Below are 14594 nucleotides of genomic sequence, written 5' to 3'. Positions count from 1 at the left end.
GCCTAGCGCGGGGCGGTCAGGACCTCGGTCTCGCCAGAGGAGGACGCGGTGCCGGAGGAGGACGCGGACGTCGAGGAGGACGCGGCGCTCGAGGAGGAGGCGGGCGCGGCCTTGTCGTCCGACGCCGACCGACGCGGGGCGGCCAGCAGCCCGAGCAGCGCGGCGAGCCCGATCTCGACCCCGGCCCACAGGCCGACACTCAGCGGGTCTGGCCCGACCTGCGAGAGCCTGCCGGGTCCGGCGGCACCCGACGCGAACGAGGCGAGCAGTCCGAGGGCCACTCCCCCGACGAGGCCCATGCCGAGCCCGGTCGCGACGGTCCAACCGATGCGCGAGGAGTCGCCGATCGCCGCCGAGAATTTCGGGCGCAGCAGGGCGGCCGCGAGGAAGGCGGCGACGACCGGCACCAGCAGCCCGACGAACCCGAACGACAGGTCGCCGGTCGGCAGCGCGCCGAACACGGGGATGGCAGGGATCGGGCCGAGCGACGTGCCGAGCGGCGACACCGACGAGCCCACGCCGATGGCGAAGCCGGGGCCGACGAGCCACGAGGCGGCCCAGATCACGAAGGTGGGGATGAACGCGAGCTGCGCGAGGGTGAGAGCGGCGCCGCCGAGCACCTCGGTGTGCAGGCCCTCGTACAGTCCCACGATCTGCGCGTAATTCACGGCGACGAGCACGGCGAGCAGCACGGCGGCGACGGCGATGACCGCGGTGGCCGAGGCCAGCCCGCCGCGCAGCGCTGTCGCGGCGGACACCCGCAGGCCGCGCGGCATCCTCAGCAGCTGTTTCGTGATCGCCGCGCGGATCGGCTGGATCGTGGCATCCGTCGACGGACGATGGGAACGCAACGATCCGACGAAAACGGCTGCCCCGAAAATGAGGGTGGGCACGATGGCACCCTGAACGATCGAGGGGCGGGCAAGCGGATGCAACGCGCTGAGCGTCACCGCGAGGGATAGCAGGCCGAACGTGCCGACCGCCACCAGTTCGCCGAGCAGGAGGAAGTTGGTCTCGGCCACGCGGCGTCCGGCGCGCACGCCGAGGAGAACCGTGAGCATGGCGAAGCCGAGGGCGGCGATGCGCACGGGGAACGCGGCATCCGCCCCGGCGAGTCCGAGGGTCGCGGCGGTCGCCGGGTCGAGTGCGAAGATCATGTCGACGCCGTGGCCGACCAGCCAGATGTCGGCGGACGCGCGCCAGAACACGATCCAGTCGACCTGGAACCCGAACTGCACCCCCCAGAGGATGGTGAGCGGGGCGAGCGAGATGCCGACGCCGATCGCCACGACGAGGGCCGCCTCGAAGGCGGCGAAGAGGGCGGTGAGCGAGCGATTCATACCGGTGCGAGCGTACCCGGGGTCGCCGACTCTGCCGGGCTGCCGCGCCCCACTTCGCGCTTTCAGCAGAGCGGGTCGGTGGCCGGCACGGTTCCGTCGATCAGGTAGTCGTCGACCGTCGCGTCGATGCAGGTGTTGCCCTGCCCGTAGGCCGTGTGGCCCTCGCCCGCGCGGGTGACGAGCACGCCGCTGGCCAGCTGGTCGGCCATCGCCTGCGCCCACGCGTACGGCGTGGCCGGGTCGTTGGTGGTGCCGAGTACGAGGATCGGGTCGGCGCCGTCTGCGGTGATCGCGTGCGGGGTGATCGCCGAGGGGTAGGCCCAGTTCTGGCAGGCGATGTCGATGTGCACCCAGTCGGCGTAGGCGACGTACCTGCCGATCGTCGGCGCGGCGGCCTCGATGGCGGCCAGGGTGGCCTTCGTCGAATCGAGCCCTCCGACGAACTGGCTGTCGAGACAGGTCGCCGCGGTGTACACGGCCATCGACTGGTCGGCGTAGCCGCCGTCGGGGGTGCGGCTGTTGTAGGAGTCGGCGAACTGCAGCGCCATGGTCGCGTCACCGTCGCTCGCGCCGAGCTCGGTGAGCATCTGGCTGAGCGCGGGCCACGACGCCTCGTCGTAGAGCGGATAGCTGAGCGCCGTACCGAGGGTGGAGGCGGTGAGCTGGCGGCCGTCGTCGCCCGTGAGCGCGCGTCCCTCTACCCCGGCGAACAGCGCGCTCGCCTGGGCGAGCGCCTCGTCGAGCGTGCCGGTGAACGGGCACGCCGAGCCGGCCAGGCAGTCGGTGACATAGGCGCGGAAGGCGTTCTCGAAACCGCCCATCTGCACCGTGAAGGTCTCGGCCGAGCCGAGCGACGGGTCGATCGCGCCGTCGAGCACGAGCCGGCCGACGTTCCGCGGGAAGAGCTCGGCATAGTGGGCGCCGAACGAGGTCCCGTAGGAGAATCCGAGGTAGTTGAGCTTCTCGTCGCCCAGCACGGCGCGCAGCAGGTCCATGTCGCGCGCGTTGCTCTCGACGTCGATGGAGCCGAGCAGCGCCCCGGTGTTCTCGGCACACGCGGCGGCGAACGCCTTCTCGACCTCGACCTGCTGCGCGAACCAGGCGTCGGAGCCGGTCGGGTTCGCGGGCACGCCGTACAGGAACGCGTCCATCTCGGCATCGTCGTAGCAGGCGACGCCGGTGGATTGGCCGACGCCCCGCGGGTCCCAGCCGACGATGTCGAAGCTGTCGCGAAGAGCATCGGATGTCACGAACTCGGCGGCCTGTTGCACCAGCTCCACCCCCGAACCGCCCGGACCGCCCGGGTTCATCAGCAGCGACCCCACCCGGTCGCCGCCGTCGGTCACGAGCCGCACCACCGCCAGGTCGATGTCGCCGCCGTCGGGGTTCTCCCAGTCGACCGGGGCCGTGACGGTGGTGCACTCCATGCCCCGGGGCTCGCAGTCGTTCCAGTCGAGTTGCTGCTGGTAGAACTCCTCCAGCCCGGCGGGTGACTCGACGGGCGTCTTCGGCGGCGCGGTCACCGTGCAACCGGCGAGCAGGGCCGCGGTGGCCGCGCTCGCGACGACGGCCAGGACCCTGCGCTGTACGTTTCTCATTGCAATGGAGCCTACTGCGCCCGCTCTAGACTGGCGCGTGCCACAATCCGTCTACCAACGCCTGCTCGGCGACGACTTCGCCCGGCTCGCGCCGGAGCTGCGCGACTACTTCTCCGCCCCGCCCGCCGGATCGGTCGGTCGCGGCCACGGCGTGTTCGAGACCGCGGGTTCGCGGACGCGCTGGTTGGCCCCGGTTTTCACGCTGCTCGCCCGGCGGCGGATCCTCTTCCCCGAGTACGCCACCGACGTGCCGTTCACCGTCACCAACATCCCGGGGCCGGGCGACGGGCTGAGCTCGCGACGGGAGTTCCACTTCCCCGGACGCGACCGGGTGATGCACGACACGATGCACGTGATCGACGGCCGGCTGCACGACTTCCTCGGCAGGCGCGGCGGACTCGAGGTGCGCCTCGCGGTGACCGTCGGCACCGACGGCGCCCTTCGCATGGCGTCCGATGCGGCCTGGCTGCACCTGCGCGGGCTGCGCCTGCCGCTGCCCGCACTGCTCTCCGCGCGCGTGTTCCTCCACGAGAGCCGGGCGGACGGGCGGCAGCGGGTCGACGTGCGGATGCGACATCCGCTCTTCGGCGAGATCTTCCGCTACGCCGGCACCTTCAGCTACGCCTACGAGCCCCTGCCCTGACCGCCGCGTCTGCCGATGCGTCTGCCAAATGAAGGAGAATTCGCGGCGAAGGGGCGCGCATCGCCGTGAACGTGTGACTCGCACCCGGTTTCTCCTTCATTTGGCAGACGTCGGATGCCACGGGGCGCGTTAACCGCGGATGGCCCGCCTCCGGGAGACGGGCCATCAGGGGGGAACGGCTACAGCGACGCCATTACCTCGCGCATCAGAGCGGCGGTCTCGCTCGGCGTCTTGCCGACCTTGACTCCGGCGGCCTCGAGGGCCTCCTTCTTGCCCTGCGCGGTGCCAGCACCGGCGGAGACGATCGCCCCAGCGTGGCCCATAGTCTTACCCTCGGGCGCCGTGAATCCGGCGACGTAGGCGACGACCGGCTTGGTGACGTTCGCCTTGATGTAGTCGGCGGCGCGTTCTTCGGCGTCTCCGCCGATCTCGCCGATCATCACGATCGCCTTGGTCTCGGGGTCGGCCTCGAACGCCTCGAGCGTGTCGATGTGCGTCGTGCCGATGATGGGGTCGCCGCCGATGCCGATCGCGGTCGAGAAGCCCAGATCGCGCAGTTCGTACATCATCTGGTACGTGAGCGTGCCCGACTTCGAGACGAGGCCGATCGGGCCCTTGCCGGTGATGTTCGCGGGGGTGATGCCCACGAGCGCCTCGCCCGGGGTGATGATGCCGGGGCAGTTCGGGCCGATGATGCGGGTCGTACCGCCCTTTGCCTTCGCGAGCGCCCAGAACTCGGCCGAGTCCTGAACCGGGATGCCCTCGGTGATCACGACGACGAGCGGGATGCCCGCCTCGATGGCTTCGACGACGGCGTCCTTCGCGAACACCGGCGGCACGAAGACGATCGACACGTCGGCGCCGGTCTCGGTCATCGCCTCGGCGACGGAGCCGAACACGGGCAGCTCGATGCCGCCGTCGTGGGTGACGGTGGTGCCGGCCTTGCGCGCGTTGACACCGCCGACGACCTGGGTGCCGGCCTTGAGCATCAGCGCCGTGTGCTTGGTGCCCTCGCCGCCGGTGATGCCCTGCACGATGACCTTGGAGTCTTTGTTGAGGTAAATCGACATGTTCTTCGGTGCCCTTACTTAGAAGCCAGTTCGGCGGCCTTGTCGGCGCCCTCGTCCATGGTGGTCGCGAGTGTGACCAGCGGGTGGGCGGCGGCGACCAGGATCGCGCGGCCCTCCTCGACCTTGTTGCCGTCGAGTCGGACGACGAGCGGCTTGCTCGCGGCGTCGCCGAGGACCTCCAGCGCGCCGACGATGCCGTTGGCCACCGCGTCGCACGCGGTGATGCCGCCGAAGACGTTGACGAAGACGCTCTTCACCTGCTCGTCACCGAGGATGACGTCCAGCCCGGCCGCCATGACCTCGGCCGATGCTCCGCCGCCGATGTCGAGGAAGTTGGCCGGTTTCACACCGCCGTGACGCTCTCCCGCGTAGGCGACGACGTCGAGGGTCGACATGACAAGGCCCGCGCCGTTGCCGATGATGCCGACCTCGCCGTCGAGCTTCACGTAGTTGAGGTCGTGCAGCTTGGCCTTGGCCTCGAGCGGGTCGGCCGCTTCGGCGTCTTCCAGCTCGGCGTGCGCGGGGTGACGAAATCCGGCGTTCTCGTCGAGCGAGACCTTGCCGTCGAGGGCCACGATGTCGCCGTCCTCGGTGAGCACGAGCGGGTTGACCTCGACCAGCGTGGCATCCTCACCCTTATAGACCTCGTAGAGCTTTACGAGAACCGGCGCGACCTTGTCGACCAGCTCGGCGGGGAATCCGCCGGCGATCGCGATCTCGGTGGCCTTGGCCAGGTCGACGCCGGCGCCGGGGTCGATCTCGATGCGGGCGAGGGCGTCGGGACGCTCGACCGCGAGCTCCTCGATCTCCATGCCGCCCTCGACGCTGCAGAGCGAGAGGTAGCTGCGGTTGGCGCGGTCGAGCAGCACCGAGAAGTAGAACTCCTGGGCGATGCGGGCACCGGCGGCCACCATCACGCGCTTGACGGTGTGTCCCTTGATATCGAGGCCGAGAATCGCGGATGCCGCGGCGAACGCGTCTTCGGGGGTGTGCACGACCTTCACGCCGCCGGCCTTGCCGCGACCACCGGCCTTTACCTGGGCCTTGACGACGACCGTGCCGCCGATCTTCTCGGCTGCTGCTTGGGCTTCTGCTGGGCTGTCGGCAATGATGCCGGCAAGTACAGGCACTCCGTAGGACTCAAAAAGGTCCCTTGCCTGATACTCGAAAAGATCCACGGGGCTTATCCAATCGCGCGTCGAAAGTGAGCTGGAAGGCCGGGTCATCTCGACTGTGAGATAGTTCGATGTCAAGAGACTTTGACCATCACGAACTCTACCAGCAGGGTCAGCCGGCGTTTGCCGCGTCCTGTTCGAGCTTGGTGACCTCGTCGGATTCCGGCCCGCCGGTCAGCGCACAGACACCGGTCGCGGTCACCTGGATCGACGGCACCTGGTCGGTCGCCTTGGAGGTCGCCGTGATGGCCATGTCGGCCAACGAGGTGGCGCTGCGCAGGCGGGTCACCACGAGGGTGTCCGTGGACTCCTCCGCCAGGTCGGCCTTCCAGCCCTGCTCGACGAAGGTGGCAGCCAGATCGTCTGCGACCTGTTGCACCCGCGCGGCCGTCGAGTTGGTGACGAGAATCTTCATCGTCGAGGTCCACGACCTGAGCAGTCCGGCGGGGTCGGCGTCGCACGCGATCGACACATCGGTCGACTCGGCCACCTGTTTGAGCACGATCTCGGGAAGGCGCGACGACGCCTCGTTGCGAAGCAGCTGCGCGTACGACTTCGACTGCGCGAGCGTGACCTGCCGCTCGGCGACCGACGTCGGCGCCTCCACCTCGCCGGCACACGCCCCCAGGGACAGCACGACGGCCAACGCCGCGACCGTCGACACTACAAACCGGCCCCCACCGACCATGACATATCCCCTTTAGTATTCGACCGGCAGTGCCGATCGTTCAGGAAGATACAGACGCATAGTTAACGCGAGGTGGCGTGCACACTGCCGAGAAAAGTCCGCTACTCGCTGGTCGTCTCGACGTTGGTCACTTCGCTGGGGGCACAGTACTCGCGAGTAGGCTCCGTTTTGCGAGAGTGGAGTTGTGCCGATGCGATTGAGCGACATCTCGAACGAGGCGATCCTGCTGGGCGGCGGCGCGCGCGCCATCCTCTTGCAGCTGGCCATGCCCGCCGTCGGTCGCGGCGTGGCGAACCACAGCGACTTCGCCTCCGATCCGCTGCGCCGCCTGCGGCACACCCTCACCTATCTCTACGTGCTCGTCTACGGGACCGACGACGAGATCACCCGCATCACCGGCCACGTCAACCGCGCCCACACTCCCGTGCACTCGGCGCCCGGGGCGACCGCTCCCGCCTACGACGCGTTCGACCCGCGGCAGCAGCTCTGGGTCGCGGCGACGCTCTACGACTCGGCGCTCACCGTCTACACGGCCGTCTTCGGAGACTTGGCTCCGGATGACGCGGAGTCGCTGTACCGGCAATACGCGGTTCTCGGCACCGCGCTGCAGATGCCGGCCGAACTGTGGCCGGAGGACCGCGCGGCGTTCTCCCGCTACTGGGCGCAGAGCCTCCGCGAGCTGCGCGTCGACGCCGAGGTGAAACGGGTGGGCCGGGCCCTCCTGCACCCCGCGGTGGCGCCGCTGTGGATCCGAGCGCTGATGCCGACCGTCCGATTCCTGACGGCGGGGTTCCTCGACCCGTCCATCCGCGCATCCTTCGACCTGCCGTGGAACGCCCGGCGGCAGCGCCTGTTCGACCGCACCGTTCGCGTACTCGGCACGGTCTACCCGCGCCTGCCCGGCTGGCTGCGGCACTGGCCGGCCCGCCACTACCTCGCGGCGTTCCGGGCGTCGGCGTCCCGGCCCTCCGCGGTGCCCGCGTGAGCCGGCGGCAGATCTACTCGCGCCACCGCACCGTGCTCGCGGTCGGCGCCGGCGTCGCCGCCGTCTCGCTCGTGGCGCTCACGGTGGTCGCTCCCCCGGCTCCGCCCACGCGCGGCGAACAGGCGGACGCGTTCCTGCTCAAGAACGCGCAGTCGGTCGCGGTGCCGGAGGGTCTTGCCGGCTCGGTGGTGTCGCGCGACGCGTTCTCGGCGACGGCGGGATACAAGTCGCTCTCGGCCGGCGGCACCAACCACGACTGGGCGAAGCTCGTGCTGCTCTACGCGAAGTTCCCGCTGAGCGAGAGCAACGTCACCGTCTTCACCCGCTGGATGCGCCAGGAGAACGGCACCGACAACTGGTGGAACCGCAACAACCCGCTCAACAACGGCTGGGGTTCCGGCGGGGGATCGGGACTCGGCAGCTACGCCAACCTCGACATCGCGGCCCAGAACGCGGCCAAAGCCCTGCACGGAAACCCCGGCTACGCCGCGATCGTCGCCGGGTTCGAATCATCCGCCCCCACCGCCCAGATCGAACAGGCCATCTGGGCGTCCCCGTGGGCGACCAGCCACTACGCGAACGGCGCCCACTGGTCGTCGCGCGAGGTGCCCGTGGTGAAGTCGCCCGACGGCACCTGGTGACCGGCTAGCTCGACGCGGCCTCGATGGTGTCGAGCCACAGCTTCGCGAGCAGTTCGTGCCCGTACTCGGTGGGGTGGATTCCGTCGGCCGCGATCTCGGCCGGCTCGTCGTCGAGGCCGTTGAGGTAGCTGTCGGCGGGCACGAGCACCGCGCCGAACTCGGCGGCGAGCGCGTGCACGACGGCGATCTTCGGCTCGAGGTCCGCGCGCCATTTCGCTTTCTCGGCGGTGACCGGCAGCAGGAACGGCTCGATCAGCACGAGCGCCGTCTCGTCACGGGGAGGAAGGGCCGAGAGGATGGCGCGGTAGTCGGCTTCGAAGTCATCGACGCTCGTCGGGTCGTTCTCGCTGTAGCGACGCCAGGTGTCGTTGATGCCGATCAGCACCGAGACCAGGATCGGGGCGACATCGACGGCGTCTGTCTGCCACCGCGCCTCGAGGTCGCGCACGCGGTTGCCGCTGATGCCGCGGTTGACGATGTTCACCGGGGTGCCGCCGGCGGCGAAGGCCTCGTCGATCAGGCGCACGTAGCCGTGGCCGAGGTTGCGGTCGGCGTCGTCGCGACGTCCGCAGTCGGTGACGCTGTCACCGATGAACAGGACGGTGGCGGTGTCTTCGTCGGGCGCTTCTGCTTGCACTGGCACTACTCGACCTTCTCGATGGGAGCAATCTGGATGAGCAGGCGCTTACGGCCCGCGGTGTCGAACTGCACTTCGGCGACGCGCTTCTTGCCCTCGCCGGTGACGGCCGTGACACGGCCCTCGCCGAAGTCGTTGTGCTTGATGCGGTCGCCGGCGGAAAGCTCGAGCGTGCTGTTGTCGCGCACGACGTTTGTGACCATGTTGGCCCACTGCGTCTTTTCTTTCGGCTTGCCCGGGGGCAGGGCCGCGGCCTCGCGCAGCGACGAGCCCCACGACGAGCCGTCGCGGCGCGCGTTGAGGGCGCGCGGCTCGGTGCCGTTGCGGGAGTTGGCCATGCCGGGCGACTGGCGCCAGTCGATCAGGTCGGCGGGGATCTCCTGCAGGTACCGGCTGGGCATCGCCACGTTCACGTTGCCGTAGGCGGCGCGCGTCATCGCGAGCGAGATGAACAGGCGCTTGCGCGCGCGCGTGATGCCGACGTAGAACAGGCGGCGCTCCTCGGCGGGGCCGCCGGGCTCGCCGGCCGACATGCGGTGCGGCAGCAGGTCTTCTTCGACGCCGGTGAGGAACACTGCCTCGTACTCGAGCCCCTTCGCCGTGTGCAGGGTCATGAGCGAGACGGTGCCACTGAGGTCGTCGAGGTCGTCTGCGGCGGCGACGAGCGAGACCTCGGTGAGGAAGTCGAGAAGCGTGCCATCCGGATTGTTCTTCTGGAACTCCTTGGTCACGGCGACGAGCTCTTCGACGTTCTCGGCGCGCGCCTCGTCTTGGGCGTCGCGGCTGGCGCGCAGGGTCTCGACGAACTTCGTCCTCTCGAGGAGTTCGACGAGCACGTCGGCGACCGGGGCCGGGCGGGCCTCGGACCCCTCGGGCGGGTACACCTTGGCCATGACCTCGTCGAGCACGCTGCCGAACTCGAGGATCTCGCCGGTGACCTTCGGTCCGAGGCCGAGCTCGCCGGCGTTGCGCACGGCGTCGCGCAGGCTGGTCTCGTGCGCGTCGGCCCACGACTGCAGCGCGGTCTCGGTGGCCGGCCCGATGCCGCGCTTCGGCACGTTCATGATGCGCCGCAGCGCGAGCGGGTCGGCGGGGTTGGCCACGGCGATCAGATACGCCATGGCATCCTTGATCTCGGCGCGCTCGTAGAACTTGGTGCCGCCGAGCACGCGATAGGGCAGGGCCGACCGGATGAAGATCTCTTCGAGCGCGCGTGTCTGCGCGTTGGTGCGGTAGAAGACGGCGATGTCTTTGTAGGCGATGCCCTCGTCGTGCATCTTCGTGATCTCGTCGGCGATGAACTGGGCCTCGTCGTGTCCCGAATAGCCCGTGAAGCCGACGATCTTGTGGCCCTCGCCGATGTCGGTGAACAGCTTCTTGTCTTTGCGGTCGAAGTTGTTCGAGATCACGGCGTTCGCCGCGTCGAGGATGTTCTGGGTCGAGCGGTAGTTCTGCTCGAGCAGGATCACCTTGGAGTTCGGGAAGTCGCGTTCGAACTCGACGATGTTGCGGATGTCGGCGCCGCGGAAGGCGTAGATCGACTGGTCGCTGTCGCCGACCACGGTGAGCGAGGCGCCGGGGATGGCCCCGACCGCGTCGCGCTTGGTCTTGACCAGGCCGCCCGCCGCCTCGACCTCGTCGGCGATGTCAGGGCGCACCGAGCGGGTGAGCTCGTGGATGAGCGAGTACTGGGCGTGGTTCGTGTCCTGGTACTCGTCGACCAGGATGTGGCGGAACCGGCGCCGGTAGTGCGCTGCCACGACGGGGAAGGCGCGGAAGAGGTAGACCGTCTGTCCGATGAGGTCGTCGAAGTCGAACGCGTTCGCCTGGCTGAGCGCCTGCGTGTACCGGCGGAAGATCTCGAGGAACATGACCTCGGCGGGGTCGGAGAAATTCGCACCGCGCGCGTAGCTCTCGACATCCTGAAGCTCGTTCTTGAGTTTCGAGATCTTGCCCGACGCGCTCGAGACGGTGAAGCCGTACTGGTCGGCGTCGAGCTCCTTCAGGATGCGCTTCAGCAGGGCGCGGCTGTCGGCGGAGTCGTAGATGGTGAAGCTCTTGGTGAAGCCGAAGTGCTCGGCCTCGCGCCGCAGGATGCGCACGCACGCGGAGTGGAAGGTCGAGATCCACATGCCCTCGGCCTCGTTGCCGACGATCTGGTGCACGCGTTCGCGCATCTCGGCCGCGGCCTTGTTGGTGAAGGTGATCGCGAGGATCTGGCTCGGGAACGCCTCGCGGCTCTGCAGCAGCCCGGCGATGCGGCGGGTGAGCACGCTGGTCTTGCCCGACCCGGCGCCGGCCACGATGAGCAGCGACTGCCCGCGGTATTCGACGGCCTCGCGCTGCTGCGGGTTGAGCCCGCGCAGCAGGGCGTCGTCGAAGGAACCGTCGACGGCGGGCTCGGGCTCGATGATGTTGGGGACGAAAGACATTTGCCCGCAATTCTACGCGCCGCCGCCGACGCCGCCCCGTGCGGCCGCCGCCGCTCCTGCCGCTCCTGCTGCCAAATGAAGGAGATTTACGCGGCGAGGCCGGTCGAGCCGCATAAACGTGTGGTTAGACAGCAACTTCTCCTTCATTTGGCAGAAGTGGGGCGGGAGTACACAGATTGCGGATGCGGCGTCCGCGCGTCATCCGAAAATCGTCAGTCTGTGCGCATGGACTCACTCTCCCGCTCTATCCGACGTCGCGGCGGCCTCGCCGCCACCTTCGAGCTCTACGCCGACGGGCACACGCGGGCCCGACTCTCGGCCGCAGCAGCGAGCGGCACCATCATCCGTGTGCGTCAGGGCTGGTACGCGACCCCCGACATCCATCCCGTGTTCCTCGAAGCCGCCCGCGTCGGCGGCCGGCTCACCTGCCTCTCGGCGCTCGACTTTCACGGCTACTGGAGCTACCCGACGATGGATCTGCACGTCGCGGTCGATCCACGTTCCTGCCGACTGCGCACACGGCGCAGCAAGGTGACACGACTGTCCACGGTCGACGATGCGCGAACGAGGGTGCACTGGCGTGACGACCGTGAGGGCGGTGGGCGTTTCATCCTCTCCCCCGTAGCCTGCCTTTCCGACCTGATCGCGTGTCAACCCGACGAAGTGGTCGCGGCGGTTGCCGGGTCGGTGCTGCACAAGAGCCCACAGCTCTATCCACAGTGGACCGACCTGGTCAGTCGCTCTGCGGGTTGTCACCGATCGTTCCTGGCGTCGATCGACGGCGTGTGCGAGTCGGGCACGGAGTCGATCTTTATGTTCCGAATATCGCCGCTCGGGCTGCCCATCCGACGCCAGGTGTCGATACCCGGTGTCGGTCGTGTCGACTTCCGCATTGGCGAGAAGCTCATCATCGAGGTCGATGGCGCCGAGTATCACACCGATCCCGCGAAGTTCGAGGCCGATCGTCGCCGGGACGCGGTTCTGAGCCGGCTCGGCTATCGCGTCCTCCGGTTCAGCTACTTCCAGGTGCTGTTCGCGTGGGATGAGGTGGAAGCCGCGCTCGTCGGTGCCCTCCTGCGAGGCGATCACCTCTGACCGCGCGGCGCCCTAGACCACGGCAGACCGCGCGTACCGAATGCAGGAAAAATCGCGCCGAGTCACACGTTCGCGCGGATCGCGCGGCCTAGAACGAAGGATCTCCTGCATTTGGTACGGGCACGGCAGCAGGAGCCGAACGCGCAGGCAGGCCGGCGCGCACCGCCACCGCCAGGTCGGGCTGGTCGGCGAAGACGCCGTCGATGCCGCTCGACATGACCAGCTCGAATTCGCGGCGCCAGTTGCCGAAGTCCCGAGCCTCGCCACGCACCCGGTTGTTCTTGGCGAGGAACTTGTTCTCGGCCCGAAGCGTCCAGCAGAAAACCAGGAGCCCGGCCGCGTGCGACCGCGCCACGATGTCCGTCACGCCGATCGCGTTCTTGCCGAGGTCGAGGCGCAGCATCAGCTTGCGGCTGACGCTCACCCCGTCGACCTCCGTGCGCAGCCGGGTCAGCCCGGCCTGCCCGAGGTGGTCGGCGTAGCTGCGCGCCTTGTTGCCCGACGCGGCCGCGAGGTCGGCGGGCACACCCTTGTGCTCGGCGAGGAACACCAGCTTGCCCGGGATGCCGCGGTCGCGGATCTTCATCAGCACCGACTGCTCGAAGCTCTCGACGATCAGGTTGGCGGGGGTCGCCCAGTCGCGCACGACCTCGGCGAACAGCTGGTCCAACGGCAGCCCGATCGACTCGAAGTAGGTCGCGTGCTTGATCTCCGCGACCAGCACGAGGTGCCGTCCGGTGGTGACCGCGGCCGTGTCGATGATCGCGAGCAGGTCGACCAGCCGCAGGATACCCTCGCTGCGGTCGAAGCTCGAGCTCGACTGGCGCAGCAGCGGGATCCGCTCCACCGCACGCAAGGTCGACAGCTCATCCCACGTGAAGTCTTCGGTGAACCATCCGGTGAGCGAGACGCCGTCGATCACCTTGGTGGTCTTACGGGACGCGAACTCGGCGTGAGCCGCGACATCCGTGGTTCCTGAAATCTCGTTTTCGTGACGCAAGACGAGCACGCCGTCTTTCGTGGCCACGATATCGGGCTCCACCGCGTCGGCGCCGAGCGCGAAGGCGAGTTCGTAGGCCGAGCGGGTGTGCTCGGGGCGGTACCCGCTGGCCCCCCGGTGAGCGATGACGAGGGGCGAGATGATGGTCACCCGCCCAACGCTACCCGCATAGGATTTTCAGCATGGCCCGGTGCATCAGTTGTTCAGCAGAACTTCAACCGGCGTGGAAATTCTGCATCTACTGCGGTCAGAAGGTCGAGGCAGTTCCCGCCGCGATCAGACCGGATGTCACGGAGGATGCACCCCGCGGGCACGTCACCGCACTCGCCCTCTTCGGCTGGGGACTCGGCGGCCTCCTCGCCGCGATCACCGTCGTCGCGGTCGTGGTGCTCAACCTGTAGCTACGCTCTGGGCGATCACCCCCAATACTCAGGCGTGCTGAGCTAAAATCGGGCACGGGAGAAAATCTCCCGCACATACTCAAGGAAGAAACAATGTCGAACCCCGCGTTTAATAACTCGCCCGTGTTCACAACCAAGGCCGTCGTGAACTCGACCACCGTCAACGGCAGGGAGATGACCCCCGCCCAGCTCGACGAGCTGTACGGCCGCCCCTCCGCTACGCCCACCGACACCGACCGCATGACCTACGAAGACACGATCGTCAAGATCGTGATCGCCTTCGCCGTGCTGCTCGTCGGCGCGGTCGTCGGCTGGATGATTCCGGCACTCGCCATCCCCGGCGCGATCATCGGTCTGGTGCTGGCGCTCGTCAACATCTTCAAGAAGAAGCCGTCGCGCGGCCTCGTGCTCGCCTACGCGGCGTTCGAGGGTCTGTTCGTCGGTGGCATCTCGGCGATCTTCGAGTCGCAGTGGGGTGGCATCGTTCCGCAGGCGGTCTTCGGCACCCTCGGCGTCGTCGGCGTCACGCTCGCCCTCTTCGCTACCGGCAAGATCCGCGAGTCGAAGCGCGCTACGCAGATCTTCACCGTCGCGATCTTCGGCTACATGGCGTTCCAGCTCGTCAACCTCGTGCTGGTCTGGACCGGCGTCCTCCCCCAGTTCGGCCTGCAGGGCATGAACCCGCTGATCAACATCGCCATCGGCATCTTCGTGGTGCTGCTCGCCTCGTACTCGCTCGTGATGGACTTCACGTCGATCAAGCGCGGCGTCGAGCAGGGCGCGCCCCGCATCTACGGATGGCAGGCCGCGTTCGGCATCATGGTCACCGTCGTGTGGCTGTACACCGAGATCCTGCGCTTCCTCGCGATCTTCCGCGACTAGTCGCAAG

The 14594-nt window shown here is 68.4% G+C and carries 14 protein-coding genes; 6 read left to right on the top strand and 8 right to left on the bottom strand.

Annotated elements, in window-relative coordinates:
* Positions 1-2: 2 nt before the first annotated feature.
* Positions 3-1340, bottom strand: a complete 1338-nt coding sequence (locus IEV96_RS14370) for a cell division protein PerM (RefSeq protein WP_229733427.1) — start codon at positions 1338-1340, stop codon at positions 3-5.
* A gap of 62 nt (positions 1341-1402) precedes the next feature.
* Complete coding sequence (locus tag IEV96_RS14365) at positions 1403-2938, bottom strand: alpha/beta hydrolase (RefSeq protein ID WP_188511442.1); 1536 nt, start codon at positions 2936-2938, stop codon at positions 1403-1405.
* Between the two features lie 37 nt (positions 2939-2975).
* Here IEV96_RS14365 and IEV96_RS14360 point away from each other — a divergent pair, with 37 nt between their 5' ends.
* Positions 2976-3581, top strand: a complete 606-nt coding sequence (locus IEV96_RS14360; RefSeq protein WP_229733426.1) for a DUF4166 domain-containing protein — start codon at positions 2976-2978, stop codon at positions 3579-3581.
* A gap of 179 nt (positions 3582-3760) precedes the next feature.
* Here the strand turns inward: IEV96_RS14360 and sucD are convergent, their stop codons facing one another.
* From sucD to IEV96_RS14345, 3 genes are all read right to left on the bottom strand, one after another.
* A complete protein-coding gene (gene sucD, locus IEV96_RS14355; protein WP_188511441.1) occupies positions 3761-4651 on the bottom strand; it encodes a succinate--CoA ligase subunit alpha in 891 nt (296 codons plus the stop codon).
* A 14-nt stretch (positions 4652-4665) separates the two neighbouring features.
* Complete coding sequence (gene sucC, locus IEV96_RS14350; protein ID WP_188511440.1) at positions 4666-5829, bottom strand: ADP-forming succinate--CoA ligase subunit beta; 1164 nt, start codon at positions 5827-5829, stop codon at positions 4666-4668.
* A gap of 109 nt (positions 5830-5938) precedes the next feature.
* On the bottom strand, positions 5939-6514 hold the full coding sequence (locus IEV96_RS14345; protein ID WP_188511439.1) for a hypothetical protein: 576 nt from the start codon (positions 6512-6514) through the stop codon (positions 5939-5941).
* Positions 6515-6704: 190 nt separating this feature from the next.
* Here IEV96_RS14345 and IEV96_RS14340 point away from each other — a divergent pair, with 190 nt between their 5' ends.
* A complete protein-coding gene (locus IEV96_RS14340) occupies positions 6705-7499 on the top strand; it encodes an oxygenase MpaB family protein (protein ID WP_188511828.1) in 795 nt (264 codons plus the stop codon).
* Positions 7496-8140 carry a hypothetical protein gene (locus IEV96_RS14335; RefSeq protein ID WP_188511438.1) on the top strand — a complete coding sequence of 215 codons (645 nt, stop codon included), beginning with the start codon at positions 7496-7498 and terminating at the stop codon, positions 8138-8140. Before IEV96_RS14340 ends, IEV96_RS14335 begins: the two co-directional genes overlap by 4 nt.
* 4 nt (positions 8141-8144) lie before the next feature.
* On the opposite strand, the gene IEV96_RS14330 is transcribed toward IEV96_RS14335, so the two are convergent.
* Both IEV96_RS14330 and IEV96_RS14325 read right to left on the bottom strand, forming a co-directional pair.
* Positions 8145-8783 carry an SGNH/GDSL hydrolase family protein gene (locus tag IEV96_RS14330; protein ID WP_229733425.1) on the bottom strand — a complete coding sequence of 213 codons (639 nt, stop codon included), beginning with the start codon at positions 8781-8783 and terminating at the stop codon, positions 8145-8147.
* Positions 8783-11209: an ATP-dependent helicase gene (locus IEV96_RS14325; RefSeq protein ID WP_188511437.1), complete on the bottom strand. Its 2427-nt coding sequence runs from the start codon at positions 11207-11209 to the stop codon at positions 8783-8785. The genes IEV96_RS14330 and IEV96_RS14325 overlap by 1 nt, the downstream gene beginning before the upstream one ends.
* Positions 11210-11434: 225 nt before the next feature.
* Here IEV96_RS14325 and IEV96_RS14320 point away from each other — a divergent pair, with 225 nt between their 5' ends.
* Positions 11435-12304, top strand: a complete 870-nt coding sequence (locus IEV96_RS14320) for a DUF559 domain-containing protein (protein ID WP_188511436.1) — start codon at positions 11435-11437, stop codon at positions 12302-12304.
* Positions 12305-12392: 88 nt separating this feature from the next.
* On the opposite strand, the gene IEV96_RS14315 is transcribed toward IEV96_RS14320, so the two are convergent.
* Entirely contained in the window at positions 12393-13454 is a 1062-nt protein-coding gene (locus IEV96_RS14315) for a glycerophosphodiester phosphodiesterase family protein (RefSeq protein ID WP_188511435.1), read from the bottom strand.
* A 32-nt stretch (positions 13455-13486) separates the two neighbouring features.
* Between IEV96_RS14315 and IEV96_RS14310 the strand changes: the two genes are divergently transcribed.
* Together IEV96_RS14310 and IEV96_RS14305 are read left to right on the top strand one after the other, a co-directional pair.
* Positions 13487-13705, top strand: coding sequence for a zinc-ribbon domain-containing protein (locus IEV96_RS14310; RefSeq protein ID WP_188511434.1), 219 nt, complete (start codon positions 13487-13489; stop codon positions 13703-13705).
* 93 nt (positions 13706-13798) lie between these two features.
* The gene (locus IEV96_RS14305) at positions 13799-14587 is read left to right on the top strand and encodes a Bax inhibitor-1/YccA family protein (protein WP_188511433.1); all 789 of its coding nucleotides are present in this window, start codon (positions 13799-13801) and stop codon (positions 14585-14587) included.
* Positions 14588-14594: the final 7 nt, after the last annotated feature.

It is taken from the genome of Conyzicola nivalis, assembly GCF_014639655.1.
Classification (GTDB): Bacteria; Actinomycetota; Actinomycetes; order Actinomycetales; family Microbacteriaceae; genus Conyzicola; species Conyzicola nivalis.
Note: the sequence above shows the minus strand (reverse complement) of the source record. Positions and strands in the feature narration are given on the sequence as shown.

Coding starts and splice junctions, on each gene's coding strand:
- IEV96_RS14370 (WP_229733427.1), bottom strand. CDS start 1,340: ATGAATCGCTCGCTCACCGCCCTCTTCGCCGCCTTCGAGGCGGCCCTC.
- IEV96_RS14365 (WP_188511442.1), bottom strand. CDS start 2,938: ATGAGAAACGTACAGCGCAGGGTCCTGGCCGTCGTCGCGAGCGCGGCC.
- sucD (WP_188511441.1), bottom strand. CDS start 4,651: ATGTCGATTTACCTCAACAAAGACTCCAAGGTCATCGTGCAGGGCATC.
- IEV96_RS14345 (WP_188511439.1), bottom strand. CDS start 6,514: ATGGTCGGTGGGGGCCGGTTTGTAGTGTCGACGGTCGCGGCGTTGGCC.
- IEV96_RS14340 (WP_188511828.1), top strand. CDS start 6,705: ATGCGATTGAGCGACATCTCGAACGAGGCGATCCTGCTGGGCGGCGGC.
- IEV96_RS14325 (WP_188511437.1), bottom strand. CDS start 11,209: ATGTCTTTCGTCCCCAACATCATCGAGCCCGAGCCCGCCGTCGACGGT.
- IEV96_RS14320 (WP_188511436.1), top strand. CDS start 11,435: ATGGACTCACTCTCCCGCTCTATCCGACGTCGCGGCGGCCTCGCCGCC.
- IEV96_RS14310 (WP_188511434.1), top strand. CDS start 13,487: ATGGCCCGGTGCATCAGTTGTTCAGCAGAACTTCAACCGGCGTGGAAA.
- IEV96_RS14305 (WP_188511433.1), top strand. CDS start 13,799: ATGTCGAACCCCGCGTTTAATAACTCGCCCGTGTTCACAACCAAGGCC.